This window comes from Actimicrobium sp. CCC2.4 (assembly GCF_034347385.1).
Lineage (GTDB): Bacteria > Pseudomonadota > Gammaproteobacteria > Burkholderiales > Burkholderiaceae_D > Actimicrobium.
Map to the genome: position 1 here is coordinate 1209938 of NZ_CP133777.1, position 15080 is coordinate 1225017.

The window sequence follows — 15080 nt, forward strand, 5'->3', positions numbered from 1 at the left end:
ACCAAGGAACCATCATGAAAAACTTATCAACGATGCTTGTTACCGGCGCACTGTTTTGCCTGTCTTCCGCCGCGTTTGCAGCCAGCCACACCGCAGCACCGATGGCACCGATGCCGGCCGACGGTGCCAAGCCGATGATGAAGCACGACAAAGGCGGCAAGCACGCAGCGATGATGAAGGACATGGACGCCAACGGCGACGGCATGATTTCGAAGGAAGAATTCATGAAGCACCATGAAAAAATGTTTGATGCGATGCCAAAGAACAAAGATGGAATGGTCGACATGAAATCCATGCATGCACCGGCAATGAAGAAGTAGATTTTTCTGCTTCGCCCACAAAAAAGACAGGCATTGCCTGTCTTTTTTATGGAGAGAGCGGGTGATTATTTAACGGTTGCTGCTTTCACGTCGGCTTTGCCTTCGGCCTTGACTGCTGCGGTTTCCGATTTTGCTTTCATCTTGTCGGCACCGGCTTCAACCTTTGTCATGCCGACTTTTTCATCGGCCTTGATGCTGGTTTTTTCAGCTTTGGCATCGGCTTTTGCGCTGGTCATGTCAGCCTTGGCTTCAGCTTTGGTCTTGTCTGCTGGTGCGGCAGCGGCGACATCATGTTTTGCTTCAGCTTTGGCTTTTGCCGACTTTGTGTGGGCCTTGGCTTTCTGGGTTTCTGCCTTGGTCACGGCTTTGTTGACGGACGCGTCGGCTTTGGCATCGGTCTTGACTTCGGCGCTCACTGCCTTGGTATCTGCCTTGGCGGCTTTGGCTTCGGCCTTGACGACGGCCGGTGTTGCAGGGGCAGCAAGGGGGGCTGGAGCTTGAGCAAAAACTGACGAAGCAAACAGACCGGCGATCAGGGTAGCGATTAACTTGTTCATTGTATTTCCTTGGCAGAGTCAGCAGCCGGGATGGCTTGCAGTGCAGTCAATAACGCCAGCCAGTGAGGCTCGTTGACCCGGTTTCGGCTTGCTTTGTGAGCGTATGTAACGGCTGGTCTGCACAAGGAGGTGGTTTATCCGGCAAGCGCTACTTGCTGGTAAGGATGTTTTACCGCTTCGTAGACAGGGCTGGCGTAATAGCCGGCACGCGAGCGCCTCAGGTCAGCGACGAAGTCACCTTCAGCACCTCTTCGGCCGTCGTGGTGCCATCGATGATTTTCATGGCGCCGGCGACGCGCAGCGGTTGCATGCCGTCGTGGATGCTTTGCTGGCGCAAGGCGTGGATGTCGCTTTCAGCCTTGATCAGTTTCGAGAAAGGTTGCGACACCATCAGCAATTCGTACAGTCCGGTGCGGCCCCGAAAACCGGTATGGCGGCATTCGGTACAACCGACCGGTCGATAGATCGCAGCGGGTTTCGGAATGCTGAATCCTTCGGTCAGGCTGGCCCAGACTTCGTCCTGCAGTGCGCCATCGGGTGTCTTGCAATGGCTGCATAAGGTCCGCACCAGCCGCTGCGCCATGATGCCGATCAACGTGCTTTCAAGCAGGTAGTACGGCACGCCGAGTTCGAGCAGGCGCATCACCGCCGACGGGGCGTCGTTGGTGTGCAGCGTCGATAGCACCAGATGTCCGGTGAGCGCAGCCTGAATGGCCATCTCGGCCGTTTCGAGGTCGCGGATTTCACCGACCATGATGATGTCCGGATCCTGCCGCATCAGCGCGCGCACGCCATCGGCAAACGTCAGGTCGATGCCGTGCTGGATCTGCATCTGGTTAAACGACGGCTCGACCATTTCGATCGGGTCTTCGACGGTGCAGACATTGACCTCGGACGTCGCCAGTGCCTTGAGCGTGGTGTAGAGCGTGGTGGTCTTGCCGGAGCCGGTCGGACCGGTGACGAGGATGATGCCGTGCGCGCGCTTGGTCAGCGTGTCCCAGCGCAGCGCATCGGCGGGCGGGAAGCCGAGCTCCGGCAAGGTCTTGACGACCACCTCGGGATCGAAAATCCGCATCACCAGCTTTTCGCCGAAGACGGTCGGCAGCGTGGACAGGCGCAGCTCGATTTCCTGGCCTTGCGGTGTGCGGGTCTTGATGCGGCCATCGAGCGGACGGCGTTTTTCGATGACGTCCATGCGACCCAGCAGCTTGATGCGCGCAGTCATCGCAATCATCACCGTGGCCGGCACCTGGTAGACCTGGTGCAGCACGCCATCGATACGGAAGCGGATCGCGCTGAAGTCGCGCTTGGGTTCGAGGTGGATGTCCGAGGCGCGCTGTTCGAACGCGTATTGCCACAGCCAGTCGACGATGTTGATGATGTGCTGGTCGTTGGCATCGACCTGCCGGTTGCCTTGCCCGAGTTCGACCAGCTGCTCGAAATTGTGGCGCGTGGCGATGTCCTGGCCGTTGAGTTTGTGGGCCCCCTTGATGGATTTGGCCAGCGTGAAAAATTGTGCAGTGTACTGCGCAATATCGAGCGGGCTGGCGACCACCAGTCGCACGCTGCGCCGGGTAATCTTGGCGATCTCGGCCAGCCAGTCGACCGAAAACGGCTCGGCCGTCGCGACAATCAGTTCGGTCGCCGTCAGTTCGATTGGCAGGATATGGAAGCGCGCCGCGTAGCTGGCCGACATCACGTCGGCGACTTTGGTGAAGTCGATTTTCAGCGGGTCGATGCGATAGAACGGCAAGTTGACCTTGCCGGCCATCCACTCGGTGAGCATGTCCAGCGTTAGCGCGCGGTGCGGTGGCAGTGCCGAGGTCAGCTTCGATTGCGCCACGGCCGTCAGCGGATGCATGGTCAGCGTGGCATTGCGCAGGATGCCTTGTGCGGCGGTGAAGCGCGCCTTGACGTCGGCTTTTTCGACGATGCCGTCAGCCAGTAACCACGTGAACACCTGCTGCAGGTCGATGAACTTGCTGTTGGCCTTGACGACGGGAACCGGTTGAGCGGACATGGCGGGCGCGCTTTCGCTGAGTGATGGACGGCGGATCGGCAGGTGTTTCAGAAGCAGTGTTCCGCAGCCGGGAAGGTCCCTTCCTTGACCGCCTTGATGTAGGCGCTGACGGCACCATCGATACTGCCTTGTCCGTCCATGAAGTTTTTCACGAAGCGTGCCTTGCGACCCGGAAACGCTCCCAGCATGTCATGCATCACCAGCACCTGGCCAGAACAATCGGGACCGGCTCCGATACCTATGGTCGGAATCGCCAGCAATGTGGTTGCTTCCTTGCCGAGTGCCGCCGGAATGGCTTCGAACAGCATCACGGCAGCACCGGCGGCTTGCAGTGCGAGCGCATCGGATTTGAGTTGGTCGGCGCTGGCGACCGACTTGCCTTGCACCTTGTAGCCGCCGAGCTGATGCACCGATTGCGGTGTCAGGCCGAGGTGGGCGCAGACCGGCACGCCGCGCTCGGTCAGGAAACGTACCGTTTCGACCAGCCAGTGGCCGCCTTCGAGCTTGACGATCTGCGCGCCGGCCTGCATCAGCAACACCGCATTGGCATAGGCGCTCTCAGGCGTGGCATAACTGCCGAAGGGCAGGTCGGCCATCAGCATCGCCGTGTGGTTGCCGCGTGCAACGCAGGCGGTGTGGTAAGCCATGTCGGCCACCGTCACCGGCAAGGTCGAGTCGTGGCCCTGGCTGACCATGCCGAGCGAATCGCCGACCAGCATAATGTCGATGCCGCAGCGATCCATCAGTGCCGAAAAGCTGGCGTCGTAGCAGGTCAGCATCGTGATTTTTTCGCCGGCCTGGCGCAGTGCTGCCAGCGTGTGGATAGTGACCGGCTTGTTGCGACCGGCGCTCTGGTTTTCTTGCAGATATCCTGCCATCGTCATTCCCCGAGGTTAAAGAACTCGCGCTTGCCGCGCATGTTCCGGATGCGCATCACCAGCTGGTTGAAGTCTTCGTCGCGCTCGATCGGATTGAAGTGGTCGGCATTGACGATGAGCAGTGGCGCCGCGTCGTAGTGATAGAAAAAACGGCTGTAGCTTTCGCACACGCGCGTCAGATAGTTTTCCGAGATGCCGGCTTCGACGGTCACGCCACGCTTGCGCACGCGTTCGATCAGGGTGGCCGGCTCGGCTTGCAGATAGATCACCAGGTCCGGCACCGGTGCTTGCGGATGCAGGTTGTCGTACATCTGCTGGTACAGGTTGAGCTCGTCATCGCCCAGCGTCAGGCGGGCAAACAGCGGGTCCTTGTCGATCAGGAAATCGGATACCAGCGAGGCATTGAAAAAATCTGTTTGCGCCAGATCGCGCAACTGGTTCATGCGCTGGAACAGAAAGAACATCTGCGTCGGCAGCGCGTAGCGTTCGGCATCGCGATAGAAACGTTCGAGGAAGGGATTCTCTTCGGGGCGTTCGAGCAGCAGTTGCGCACCGAAATTCTCGCCGAGCTTTTGTGCGAGGGAGGATTTGCCGACACCGATCGGACCTTCAACAACGATGTAATTGTATTTATCGAAATTCATGATCTTTTGAAGTAAGTCCACCCATCACAACGTCACAGACAGCCAGCCGCACGGTACCAACCATGAACAACCGGCGCTACATTTTTTGTATGACTTGCCCGGCGACGCCATCGACGTAGGTATGTGCCGGCCCGTAGCCGGGAATGCCGATCAGCGCATCAAGCTGCAACAACGGGATTAGCGTGAAGGCGCGCTGCGTCAGGCGCGGATGCGGCACCGTCAGCGTTGCACTCTGGTGCTGTTCGCTGCCGAACAGCAGCACATCGAGGTCCAGCGTACGCGGCGCGTTCGGATACGGCCGTTCCCGTCCGAAGGCCAATTCTATCTGCTGCAATTGCGCCAGCAGGGCGGGCGCAGTCAAGCTCGTGTCGATCTGCGCCACGGCATTGACATAATCGTCCCCGGTCGACGCGATGGGCGCGCTACGAAACAGGCTTGACTGCGCCTTCAGTCGGGTCGCCGGTAGCGCATCGATGGCCAGCAGCGCGCGTTCTACGGTCTCGCGCGCATTGCCAAGATTGGCACCCAGACCGACATAGGCAATCGTCACTCGCCGCCTTCGCTGGTACCACCTTCCGGTTTGGCGCGGCCGCGTCCGCTGCGGCGCTTGGCGCGTTTGGGTGCGCCGCTGGTGTCGCTACTGCGTGGTTTCTGCGTTTGCAACTGCTCGCGCGCGCCGATGTCGCCTTCCATGAAATCGGTCCACCACTCGCCCAGCTCGGCATCGATTTCGCCGGAAGCACAGCGCAGCAACAGGAAGTCATAGCCGGCACGCAGGCGCAGGTTTTCCAGCAGCTTGTACGGGGCCTTGCCGGTGCGCCGTTCGAAGCGCGGCTGCATCGCCCAGATGTCGCGCATGTCGGAGGCGATCTTGCGTTGCAGCGAGAGTTTTTCGGTCTGGCTGTCGAGCACATCGTCAGCGGCCAGATGCAGCGCCGGAATCGAGGCTTCGCCGGCGGCCTGATAGGCGGTCCATTTTTCGAGTACCTGATGCCACAGCAAGGACGCAAACAGGAAGCCCGGCGATACCGGCTTACCCTGCTTGACGCGCGCGTCGGTGCTGGCTAGCGCGAGCCGGACGAACTTTTCGCCGAGCGGTTGTTCCAGCACCACGTCGAGCAGCGGCAGCAGGCCGTGATGCAGGCCTTCCTTGCGCAGATGGTGCAGGCAGGCCATTGCGTGACCGCTCATCAGCAGCTTGAGCATTTCGTCGAACACGCGCGCCGCCGGCACGTTGTTGATCAGCGGTGCCATCGTCTTGATCGGCGCTGCGGTGGCGGCATCGATCGTGAAATCGAGCTTGGCCGCAAAGCGCACCACGCGCAGCAGACGCACCGGATCTTCGCGATAGCGCTCTTCCGGCACGCCGATGATGCGCAAGGTCTTGTTGCGGATATCGGCCATGCCGCCGTGGTAATCGAGCACCGTTTGCGAATCAGGATCGTAGTACATCGCATTGATCGTGAAGTCGCGCCGGATCGCATCTTCGTGCTGCTCGCCGAAGGTGTTATCGCGCAGCACGCGGCCATGCTCATCCTTCGGTGCAGCGTCCACCGAGGCACCGCGGAAGGTTGTCACTTCGAGCAAATCCTGACCGAACATCACATGCACGATCTGGAAGCGGCGACCGATGATGAAGGCGCGGCGGAACAACTTGCGCACCTGTTCAGGGGTCGCATTGGTGGCGATGTCAAAGTCTTTCGGTTTGATCCCGAGCAGCAGGTCGCGCACCGCGCCACCGACCAGGAAGGCCTTGAAGCCGGCCTGTTGCAGGCCTTGCGTGACACGGATGGCATTCGATGACACCAGCTTCGGATCGATGCCATGTTCTTTGGCACTCAGCATGACCGGAATGCTGCGGTCAATTGGTTTGGATTTGCTGCCCAGGATGCGGCGGAAGAATTTTGTAATCATTGGGCAGGAACACCGAACAGGTCGAGGGTAGGCCAGCCCTGCGCATGGGCATGCGCGGCCAGCAAGGCATTAGGATTGGTCGCCACCGGATGCGTCACCAGCGACAACAGCGGAATATCGTTTTGCGAGTCGCTGTAAAAGTAGCTGGTATCGAAGTCATCCAGCTGGCGCTCGGTCGCCGCCAGCCAGAGGCCGAGGTTGGTGACTTTGCCGGCACCGAACGGCGGCGTGCCGCGCGACTTGCCGGTGAATTCGCCGGCGTCATCGTGCTCGGCCTCGGCGGCAATCAGGTTGGCCACGCCGAATGCCCGGGCGATTGGTGCCGTGATGAAGCGGTTAGTGGCGGTAATGATCAGGGTTTCGTCACCGGCATCCTGATGTTGCCTGACCAGTGCCAGTGCAACGGGGCGGATCGCCGGCACGATAACTTCGTGCATGAACTGCTGGTGCCACGCATCGAGCTGCGCGCGCGGAAAACCGGACAGCGTGCCGAAGGCGAATTCGAGATATTCGACCGGGTCCAGCGTACCGTCCTGGTATTGCGCGAAGAAGGTCGCATTGCGTTTGGCAAAGGCCTCGGTATTGACGGCGCCGATGCGGCAAATGAATTGGCCCCACTCATAATCGGAGTCGAGCGGCAGGAGCGTATGGTCGAGGTCGAAGATGGCCAGATTGCTCATGGTGACAAAGTGCTTTCACGTTGCAGGAGTTCGCGCAGCAGCGGCAGGGTGACTGGCCGTTTGGTCTCGAGAGAGTATTGATCCAGTTCGTCGAGCATTGCGGAAAGGGAGCGCATGTCGCGCCGGAAGTGGGTGATGAGGTAGGGTAACACGCCGGTTGCGAGCGCAAATCCGCGGGTGCGGGCAGCCAGCGTCAGGGCAGCGATTTTTTCATCGTCAGTCAGACCATGGACTTCATAAATCAGGCCCCAGCCCAGCCGTGTGCGCAAGTCTTCGCGCAAGTCCAGCCGGGCCGGTGGCAAGGCACCGCTGGAAATCAGGGCACCGCCGTATTCACGGATCTGGTTAAACAGACCGAACGCGGCGATCTGCAGGTCGTCGGACAGACGGTCGCAATCATCGAGCAGATACAGCCCGATATCGGGCGAGTGGATGAAGCTGGCGGCGGGCGAATCCGGGCCGATCAGACGCGTGCTGGCGGTGGTGTTGAGTGCATGCAGCAGATGGCTTTTGCCGGCACCGGCTTCGCCCCAGCAATACACAAAGCGGGCACTGAGCGGCAGCTTGTCGCCATACGCATGCTGGCTCAGCAGGGCCAGCAATTCGGTATTGCGACCGGGTTCGAAATTGTCGAGGTTCTGCGGTTTTTCGCCGGGCAAATCGAGCAGCATCTGGCGCATCGGCGGGCAGTAAGGGGTCGGGTCAGGAGTGACTGCCATCGGGGTCTAGCTAGCCTGGTAGAAAGAAATTGTCATGAACTGGGAGCTCGGGGGCGCGGTTTGATAAAATGGCGGCTTCTGCAAAGGTCGTGGTTCGCAATGACCTTTGTTTCAACCGCCTATTTTACCGCCTCCGCTGCCAATCACATCATGAGTTCCCCTGCAAACGTTTCTCTTTCTTACCGCGATGCGGGTGTTGACATGGATGCCGGCGATGCGCTGGTCGAAGCCATCAAGCCTTTCGCAAAACGCACCGCCCGTGAAGGCGTACTGGCCGGTATCGGCGGTTTCGGTGCCATGTTCGAAGTCAGCAAGAAGTTCAAGGAGCCGGTGCTGGTCTCCGGTACCGACGGCGTCGGCACCAAGCTCAAGCTGGCCTTCCACCTCAATCGCCACGACACCGTGGGCATCGACCTGGTTGCGATGAGCGTCAACGATATCCTGGTGCAAGGTGCCGAGCCACTGTTCTTCCTCGATTATTTCGCCTGCGGCAAGCTCGATGTGGCCACTGCTACCGATGTCATCAAGGGTATCGCCTTCGGTTGCGAGCAAGCCGGTTGTGCCCTTATCGGTGGCGAAACCGCCGAGATGCCGAGCATGTATCCGGATGGCGAATACGACCTGGCCGGCTTCGCTGTCGGCGCGGTCGAGAAATCAAAAATCATCGATGGCAGCAAAATCAAATCCGGTGACGTGGTGCTCGGACTGGCATCGAGCGGCGCGCATTCGAACGGTTATTCGCTGGTGCGCAAGATCATCGCGATGGCCAAGCCGGACCTCGATGCCGATTTCCACGGTCGCACGCTGGCCGACACGCTGATGGCCCCCACCCGTATTTACGTCAAGCCACTGCTGGCACTGATGGCCTCGATGGAGATCAAGGGTATGGTCCACATCACCGGCGGCGGACTGGTCGAAAATGTACCGCGCGTGTTGCAGAGTCATTTGACCGTCGTACTACAAAAAAATTCCTGGGTCATGCCGCCGCTGTTCAACTGGTTGCAGATGCATGGCAATGTGGCCGATGCCGAGATGCATCGCGTCTTCAATTGCGGTATCGGCATGGTCGTGATCGTTGCCAAGGAAGATGCCGATGCAGCAATGGCACAGCTGACCGACGCCGGCGAGACCGTGTCGCGCATCGGTGTTGTGCGCGAGCGGCAGGATGGCGAGCATCAGACGCAGGTCGAATAGAAGTAGTTAACGGCAGGTCGCCCGACCTGCCGCATCAGAAAAGGCTGTCCCATGTCGATGACGCATCGTTTCCAGTTGGTCGACGTGTTCAGCGAGCAGCCTTTTACCGGTAATCCGCTGGCAGTCGTATCGGATGCCGACGATCTCTCTACCGAACAGATGCAGGCCATCACACGATGGCTGAACCTGTCCGAAACCGCGTTCCTGCTGACCCCCGATGATCCCCTTGCCGACTATCGTCTGCGTATTTTTACGCTCGATCGCGAACTGCCTTTTGCCGGACATCCGACGCTGGGCAGTTGCCACGCCTGGCTGTCGGATGGCGGCAAGCCCCGGCATGAACACGAGATCATCCAGCAATGCGGCGCCGGCCTGATCCCGCTCCGGCGTGACGACTCGACACTGGCGTTTGCCGCGCCGCCGCTCATCCGCAGCGGACCGGTTTCTGAGCCGGCCTTGCTGGAGATGGCGCGCTTCCTGCGTATCGATCGCACGGCCATTGTTGACGCGCAATGGGCCGATAACGGACCGGGATGGATGGTGGTGTTGCTCGCGTCGGCCGAGGCGGTGCTGGCGCTGGAACCGCAGCGGGATTCTCCGGTGCGCCTTGATCTGGGCGTGGTCGGCCCGTATCCGGCGGGCAGCGACGCGGCGTTCGAATTGCGCGCCTTCCTGACCGACCATCACGGTGCCATCTGCGAAGATCCGGTGACCGGCAGCCTCAATGCCTCCACGGCGCAGTGGCTGCTGGCGACCGGTCGCGCGCAGGCACCGTACTTCGCATCGCAGGGAGGCCGGCTCGGTCGTGCAGGCCGTATTCACATTAGCGTGGATGCGCAGGGTGGGGTGTGGGTGGGCGGCAGGACGATGACCTTATTTTCGGGGCAGGGCGGGTTTTGATCCAAAGGATCGAGAGCGCCGGTTTCAGGACACTGACAACACGTTTAATTGTGTGCAATCTAATTCAAGTTACTGCGCTTCCCCCTCTGCCTGGCGAATCAGTATCGCCAGCAGTGTAGTCATCGACGCCATCTTTTCTGATGAAACGCGTGTTTCGCGCAGCCTCAATCGGATTGTCTCTGCGTTGATCAGCCGGCGAGGTCGGGATATTTCCCATGCAGTGACTGACTTCCGATGATGATGAATTCGTTGTCACCGACGATCGCTGCTGCCGCCCTCAGTACGTGTTCCACTTCGGATTTTCTCATTTAATTCCCGGACTAGTGATTTGTGCAGCATCCCGACATAAGGGATGGACTGCCGCAGTCGGTTGCTATTTTCGTTCAGGCCCACCATCGCGTTAATCAACTTGCCGTCATCGTCACTGTCGATGATGTCCAGCCACTCTTCATAGGCGAGTCCCGTCGTACCGTTACGACGCCAACGGGCGATATTTTCTCTGGACCGGTCTTTGATCATGCCTATCGGGAACGACGCTAGTACTTCGCATGAAATCCGGTGCTTGATGTCGTCAAGGACATCCTGCGTGTTCGACGATGCGGCTCTTTGTATCAGTGAATTGTCGATCGACATGATGCAGATGGCGGGTTTCCCATGCTGCGTGATCACGACCGGCTCCCGCAACGCCGCGCGAAAAACTTCTCCTAGTCGATTTTTGGCTTCTTTGGCCGTGTAGGTGTCCATGGTTTTCCTAGCCGCTCAAAACAATAATAGCTACTTTAGCGATTATTATCGGCGCGGTATAGTCGCCATCGTCGCCAGTCCCAAGGTCAATTCCCGCGCCGATACCTCTCTGCACCCCGCCACATTCTGCCCCGCCCACAAGGGCGTGAAATCTCCGCTGCCCATTTTTTCGGCATGTGCCCGTAGTGGTGCGATGGCCGCGGTCGCCAGCGGAAATCCGGGTACGACGGTGCCGATCGGTCCCAGTTCGCGCATGATCCGGTTGACGATGCCGCGTGCCGGCCGGCCGCTGAAGAGGTTGGTCAGTGCGGTGTGGCGCGCGGATTCATCCTGCAGGGCGGCGCGGTGGATGGCGCTGGTGGTGGCTTCCGGGCAGAGCAGGTAGGCGGTGCCAACCTGCACGCCGGCGGCTCCCAGTGCGAGCGCGGCGGCCACGCCGGCTGCATCGGCGATACCGCCGGCGGCGATCACCGGCAGCGACACGGCGTGTACGACTTGCGGCAGCAGCGCGAACGTGCCGCTCTGCGTGCTCAGGTCATCGGTGCGGAACATGCCGCGATGGCCGCCGGCTTCGAGTCCTTGCGCGATGATCGCATCGGCACCATGGGCTTCCAGCCAGCGCGCTTCGTCGACCGTGGTTGCCGTGGAAATGACCTTTGCTCCCCAGTTTTTGACCCGTGCCAGCAGTGCCGCTTCGGGCAGCCCGAAATGGAAGCTCACCACAGGCGGACGGAATTCTTCCAGTACATCGGCGACAGTGGCGCTGAACGGTGCGCGACCGGGACCGGCCGGCTGTGCATTGATATCCATTCCGAACGCTTCGTAATAAGGCTGCAAGGCGGCGTGCCAGGCAGCATCGCGGGAGATGTCGGGTTGCGCCGGCGTGTGGCAAAAGAAATTGACGTTGTACGGCAGGCTGGTCTGCGAGCGCATCAATTGCAGCTCGCCGCGCAGTCCATCGCCGGACAACATGGCACAGGGCAGCGAGCCCAGCGCACCGGCGTTCGATACCGCAATCGCCAGCGCGCTGCCTTGCACCCCGGCCATCGGCGCTTGCACGATCGGCAGGGCGATTCCCAGCAAGGCTTGCAGGCGCGTCATGCGGCGCGCCAGTCATAGGCCAGGCGTGCCACCAGGCGTGCGGCCAAACGGGCCGTACGATGGTCAATGTCGTACTCGGGACTGAGTTCGGCGATATCGGCCACGCGCAACTTACCGCTGGCGGCAGCCATATCAACGATCATCTCGACCATATCGAGGCTGATGCCGCGCACGGCCGGTGCACTGACCCCCGGTGCGGTGTCTGCCGGCAGGACGTCGAGCCCGATCGAGAAGTACAGATGATCGACCCCGGCCAGAAATTCGTCGAGCATGTCGCGGATGGCATCGGCATCGAGCGCAGTCATTTGCTCATCGAGGCGCCAGCGCACGCCCAGCGTTTCGGCGCGATCAAACAGCGACGGCGTGTTGGCAAAGCGGCTGATACCGAGGCAGCAGTAATTGAAGTCCCAGCCGCGCTCTTTGCAGTCATCGGCGATCTGGCGGAATGGCGTGCCGGAAGTGGCGCGTTCAGTCATGCGCAAATTGAAGTGGGTATCCAGATTGAGGATGCCGATACGCGGTGCGTTGCTGCCGGTCGACAGGTGTTGCGCCAGTCCGCCGAACGAGCCGACCGACATTTCATGACCGCCACCGAGCACGATGGGCCGGTGCTGTTGGTCGAGCAAGGCGGCAACGGCGGCTGTCAGCTCCTTCTGCGCGACTTCCAGTCCATCCTCGTTGGCCTTCCAGGTGCAGCAGACATCGCCACCATCGGCGACCCGGTTGCTGCCGCGCAGCGGGATGTTGCCCAGCACGGCGCGGATGGCGGCCGGTCCGTTGTAGGCACCGGTGCGGCCGTGGTTGCGCTGGATGCCGGCATCGCACAAGAATCCGAGCAGGACGATCGCCGGATCCGTGTCGGCATTGACGCATTGCATGCGCTGGTGCCAGCGCTCGCCGGTAGGACCTTCTTCAACATCAATACGGCCGTGCCAGCGGCGCAAGTCGGGAAGCTGTTTCATCGCGGTACTCCTGAATAAGTGCAGCGTACGGTGTGCTGCAACATGGACCTGGATATGTGTCAGGCATCATCGACTTCCCTGTTCTGGACCGGTGCACGGGCGTGTCACTCGTACGGATGCACCGGTCGTCGTTGGTGCATTGTGCACCCATCGGGGAAGCGCCATCCCCGATAGCGCCATTGGCCATGAAAAACGCCGACTCGAGGTCGGCGTAAAACAGGCGGATGGTGAGGGTTTCTGTCAGGTCAGAACTCTTCCCAGTCATCGGTTGCCGCGGGTGGTGCCGGCTTGCGCGGAGCGGGCAGAGCACTGGCTTTCGCCCCGGCTTTTTCGCCGTCGGTGTGATTCTGACAGCCACGATGGCGGCTTTTTTAGGTGGCGTTGCCGGCGTTGACATCCCGTTCGCATCGATACGGAAGGTGGCGACCCGGTCGACCAGCAAGCGCGCCTGTTCTTCCATGCTCAGCGCCGCCGCCGAGGCCTGCTCGACTAACGCCGCGTTTTGCTGCGTCATCTCGTCGATCTCGACGATGGCCTGATTGACGTGCTCGATGCCGGTACTTTGCTCGCTGCTGGCGTCGGTGATTTCGGACATGATGACGGTGATTTTCTGGACCGATTCGACGATGGCGCGCATCGTCTTGCCGGCCTCGTCGACCAGTTTGCCGCCGGCATCGACCTTGTCGACCGAGTCGGCGATCAAGGCCTTGATTTCTTTCGCAGCACCCGCCGAGCGCTGCGCCAGGCTGCGTACTTCCGAGGCGACGACCGCGAAGCCGCGACCCTGCTCTCCGGCGCGGGCCGCTTCGACCGCCGCATTGAGCGCCAGAATATTGGTTTGGAAGGCGATGCCGTCGATGACGCCAATGATGTCGACGATCTTGCCGGAACTGAGCTTGATCGCGCTCATCGTCGAGACCACATCGGTGACAGTCTGGCCGCCTTCCAGTGCGACAGCCGAGGCGCTCTGCACCAGCTTGTTGGCTCTCAGGGCGTTCTCTGCATTCTGCTTGACGGTTGCGGCCAGTTCCTCCATCGCGCTCGAGGTTTCTTCCAGCGAACTGGCTTGCGATTCGGTACGGGCCGACAAATCCGCTGTGCCGGTAGCGATTTCGCTGGACGACACCGTGATCTGACCGGCGGCGTCCCGCACCTGTGCAACCACTTTGCCGAGGCCGGCGCTGACGCCATTGATGGCGTCGAGCAGTACGCCGATTTCGTCGCTGCGGTCCACGACCACGCTCACCGTCAGGTCACCCGTGGCGAGGCGCTGGGCGGCATCGGTGGCGCGTTGCAATGGCTGCGTCACCATCTTGCGTACCAGCAGGAACAGCAGGCCAACCAGTGCCAGCACGGCCAGCACGCCAAACAGCGCATAGCGGTTGCGTAATTCAGCAATCTCTTTTGTGAATTCGCTGGTGTAGGAGCCGCCTGCGACCATCCAGTTCCAGCGTGGATAGATATCAAATGCGACGATTTTTTCGGCGGGTGTGGTGTCGCCTGCTTCGGCATTCATCCACGAATAGCGGATCTCGCCTTTTTTCATCTCGAGCATGTCTTTGGCAAACAGGCGTCCTGCACTGTCCTTGGTTTCCATCATATTTTTGCCCTGCACGGTTGGATGGACAATCACCTTGCCGAGGTCGGCACCGGGTTTGGCATTGAGGACATAGAAATAACCGGTTGTGCCGACCTTGATGGAGCTGATTTTTTCTTTCAGCGATTTCATGGGTTCGACAATGTTGACGCCGACGAACAGCACGCCGATCACATTGCCGGAGGCATCGCGGATCGGATCGTAGCTGGTGATGTAATCCTTGCCGAACAAGGTGGCAATGCCGGAATACGACTGGCCGGCAGTGAGCAATGCATACGCAGGATGCGTGCGGTCCAGCGCTGTGCCGATCGCACGATCACCGTTTTCTTTTTTGAGCGAGGTCGAGATACGCATGAAATCGCTACCGCTCTTGACGAAGATGGTCGCCGGGACGCCGCTGGTGGCGGTGAATTTGTCCGGGATCGTGAAATCCATATTCAGATCGGTTTCACCGTTGCGCAATGCCGGTGTCGGCTTGCCGTTCACATCGATATTGCGGCTGAGGTCGAGCGAAAACGGGGCAGGAAAATTACTGGCGAACAGCTTGCCGGCGCGCACGGCTTCATCGGTAACCGCATGGTCGAACATGTCGATCATGTCAATGACAGCTTTGGTCTGGATACCGATTTCGGCGGTGGCACGCTGCTCCGTCAGTCGCGCGTTCGCCGCGCCGAGGGACCATGCATAGATGGCGAAGATCACCGCCGTGAGAATGAAGGTCGCAAAAGACAGCTTGATGCCGATGCCGAGCTTGCTGAACGTGGTGTTTGATGCAGACATGAGGATATCCTGAATGTAGTTACCGGCAGCATGGAACTACCGGTTCGGTATTATCTGATGCTGGTAGGTA

Annotated in this window: 15 protein-coding genes; 3 read left to right on the plus strand and 12 right to left on the minus strand. The window is 60.2% G+C overall.

Annotated features, from left to right (window positions below):
- Positions 1–14 precede the first annotated feature (14 nt).
- Positions 15–320 carry a hypothetical protein gene (locus RHM62_RS05605; RefSeq protein WP_322124565.1) on the plus strand — a complete coding sequence of 102 codons (306 nt, stop codon included), beginning with the start codon at positions 15–17 and terminating at the stop codon, positions 318–320.
- Between the two features lie 65 nt (positions 321–385).
- Here the strand turns inward: RHM62_RS05605 and RHM62_RS05610 are convergent, their stop codons facing one another.
- From RHM62_RS05610 to hda, 8 genes are all read right to left on the minus strand, one after another.
- Positions 386–877 (minus strand): hypothetical protein, encoded by a 492-nt coding sequence (locus RHM62_RS05610; protein WP_322124566.1) that lies wholly within the window; start codon positions 875–877, stop codon positions 386–388.
- Between the two features lie 217 nt (positions 878–1094).
- Positions 1095–2897: a GspE/PulE family protein gene (locus RHM62_RS05615; RefSeq protein ID WP_322124567.1), complete on the minus strand. Its 1803-nt coding sequence runs from the start codon at positions 2895–2897 to the stop codon at positions 1095–1097.
- Positions 2898–2944: 47 nt separating this feature from the next.
- Entirely contained in the window at positions 2945–3775 is an 831-nt protein-coding gene (panB, locus tag RHM62_RS05620; protein ID WP_322124568.1) for a 3-methyl-2-oxobutanoate hydroxymethyltransferase, read from the minus strand.
- Positions 3776–3777: 2 nt separating this feature from the next.
- A complete protein-coding gene (locus tag RHM62_RS05625) occupies positions 3778–4419 on the minus strand; it encodes a deoxynucleoside kinase (RefSeq protein WP_009667816.1) in 642 nt (213 codons plus the stop codon).
- Positions 4420–4495: 76 nt separating this feature from the next.
- On the minus strand, positions 4496–4969 hold the full coding sequence (gene folK / locus RHM62_RS05630; protein ID WP_322124569.1) for a 2-amino-4-hydroxy-6-hydroxymethyldihydropteridine diphosphokinase: 474 nt from the start codon (positions 4967–4969) through the stop codon (positions 4496–4498).
- Entirely contained in the window at positions 4966–6333 is a 1368-nt protein-coding gene (gene pcnB, locus RHM62_RS05635) for a polynucleotide adenylyltransferase PcnB (RefSeq protein ID WP_322124570.1), read from the minus strand. Before pcnB ends, folK begins: the two co-directional genes overlap by 4 nt.
- Positions 6330–7013: an HAD family hydrolase gene (locus tag RHM62_RS05640; protein WP_322124571.1), complete on the minus strand. Its 684-nt coding sequence runs from the start codon at positions 7011–7013 to the stop codon at positions 6330–6332. Before RHM62_RS05640 ends, pcnB begins: the two co-directional genes overlap by 4 nt.
- A complete protein-coding gene (gene hda / locus RHM62_RS05645) occupies positions 7010–7693 on the minus strand; it encodes a DnaA regulatory inactivator Hda (RefSeq protein ID WP_322125331.1) in 684 nt (227 codons plus the stop codon). The genes RHM62_RS05640 and hda overlap by 4 nt, the downstream gene beginning before the upstream one ends.
- A 189-nt stretch (positions 7694–7882) precedes the next feature.
- Between hda and purM the strand changes: the two genes are divergently transcribed.
- Both purM and RHM62_RS05655 read left to right on the plus strand, forming a co-directional pair.
- Positions 7883–8926 (plus strand): phosphoribosylformylglycinamidine cyclo-ligase, encoded by a 1044-nt coding sequence (gene purM / locus RHM62_RS05650; RefSeq protein ID WP_322124572.1) that lies wholly within the window; start codon positions 7883–7885, stop codon positions 8924–8926.
- A 57-nt stretch (positions 8927–8983) separates the two neighbouring features.
- Positions 8984–9826, plus strand: a complete 843-nt coding sequence (locus RHM62_RS05655; RefSeq protein ID WP_322125332.1) for a PhzF family phenazine biosynthesis protein — start codon at positions 8984–8986, stop codon at positions 9824–9826.
- 252 nt (positions 9827–10078) lie between these two features.
- On the opposite strand, the gene RHM62_RS05660 is transcribed toward RHM62_RS05655, so the two are convergent.
- From RHM62_RS05660 to RHM62_RS05675, 4 genes are read right to left on the minus strand one after another with little or no spacing between them, the layout of a single operon-like run.
- Positions 10079–10570, minus strand: coding sequence for a type II toxin-antitoxin system Phd/YefM family antitoxin (locus tag RHM62_RS05660; protein ID WP_322124573.1), 492 nt, complete (start codon positions 10568–10570; stop codon positions 10079–10081).
- A 45-nt stretch (positions 10571–10615) separates the two neighbouring features.
- Positions 10616–11671: a nitronate monooxygenase gene (locus tag RHM62_RS05665; RefSeq protein WP_322124574.1), complete on the minus strand. Its 1056-nt coding sequence runs from the start codon at positions 11669–11671 to the stop codon at positions 10616–10618.
- Positions 11668–12633 (minus strand): formimidoylglutamase, encoded by a 966-nt coding sequence (hutG, locus tag RHM62_RS05670; RefSeq protein WP_322124575.1) that lies wholly within the window; start codon positions 12631–12633, stop codon positions 11668–11670. Before hutG ends, RHM62_RS05665 begins: the two co-directional genes overlap by 4 nt.
- The gene (locus RHM62_RS05675; protein ID WP_322124576.1) at positions 12590–15010 is read right to left on the minus strand and encodes a Cache 3/Cache 2 fusion domain-containing protein; all 2421 of its coding nucleotides are present in this window, start codon (positions 15008–15010) and stop codon (positions 12590–12592) included. The genes hutG and RHM62_RS05675 overlap by 44 nt, the downstream gene beginning before the upstream one ends.
- Between the last annotated feature and the right edge of the window lie 70 nt (positions 15011–15080).

What these genes read in the sequence shown, in the direction of transcription:
- panB (WP_322124568.1), bottom strand. Translation starts at nt 3,775, where the DNA reads ATGGCAGGATATCTGCAAGAAAACCAGAGCGCCGGTCGCAACAAGCCG.
- RHM62_RS05665 (WP_322124574.1), bottom strand. Translation starts at nt 11,671, where the DNA reads ATGACGCGCCTGCAAGCCTTGCTGGGAATCGCCCTGCCGATCGTGCAA.
- purM (WP_322124572.1), top strand. Translation starts at nt 7,883, where the DNA reads ATGAGTTCCCCTGCAAACGTTTCTCTTTCTTACCGCGATGCGGGTGTT.
- RHM62_RS05655 (WP_322125332.1), top strand. Translation starts at nt 8,984, where the DNA reads ATGACGCATCGTTTCCAGTTGGTCGACGTGTTCAGCGAGCAGCCTTTT.
- RHM62_RS05640 (WP_322124571.1), bottom strand. Translation starts at nt 7,013, where the DNA reads ATGAGCAATCTGGCCATCTTCGACCTCGACCATACGCTCCTGCCGCTC.
- RHM62_RS05675 (WP_322124576.1), bottom strand. Translation starts at nt 15,010, where the DNA reads ATGTCTGCATCAAACACCACGTTCAGCAAGCTCGGCATCGGCATCAAG.
- RHM62_RS05610 (WP_322124566.1), bottom strand. Translation starts at nt 877, where the DNA reads ATGAACAAGTTAATCGCTACCCTGATCGCCGGTCTGTTTGCTTCGTCA.
- pcnB (WP_322124570.1), bottom strand. Translation starts at nt 6,333, where the DNA reads ATGATTACAAAATTCTTCCGCCGCATCCTGGGCAGCAAATCCAAACCA.
- RHM62_RS05605 (WP_322124565.1), top strand. Translation starts at nt 15, where the DNA reads ATGAAAAACTTATCAACGATGCTTGTTACCGGCGCACTGTTTTGCCTG.
- hutG (WP_322124575.1), bottom strand. Translation starts at nt 12,633, where the DNA reads ATGAAACAGCTTCCCGACTTGCGCCGCTGGCACGGCCGTATTGATGTT.
- RHM62_RS05660 (WP_322124573.1), bottom strand. Translation starts at nt 10,570, where the DNA reads ATGGACACCTACACGGCCAAAGAAGCCAAAAATCGACTAGGAGAAGTT.
- RHM62_RS05615 (WP_322124567.1), bottom strand. Translation starts at nt 2,897, where the DNA reads ATGTCCGCTCAACCGGTTCCCGTCGTCAAGGCCAACAGCAAGTTCATC.
- hda (WP_322125331.1), bottom strand. Translation starts at nt 7,693, where the DNA reads ATGCGCCAGATGCTGCTCGATTTGCCCGGCGAAAAACCGCAGAACCTC.
- RHM62_RS05625 (WP_009667816.1), bottom strand. Translation starts at nt 4,419, where the DNA reads ATGAATTTCGATAAATACAATTACATCGTTGTTGAAGGTCCGATCGGT.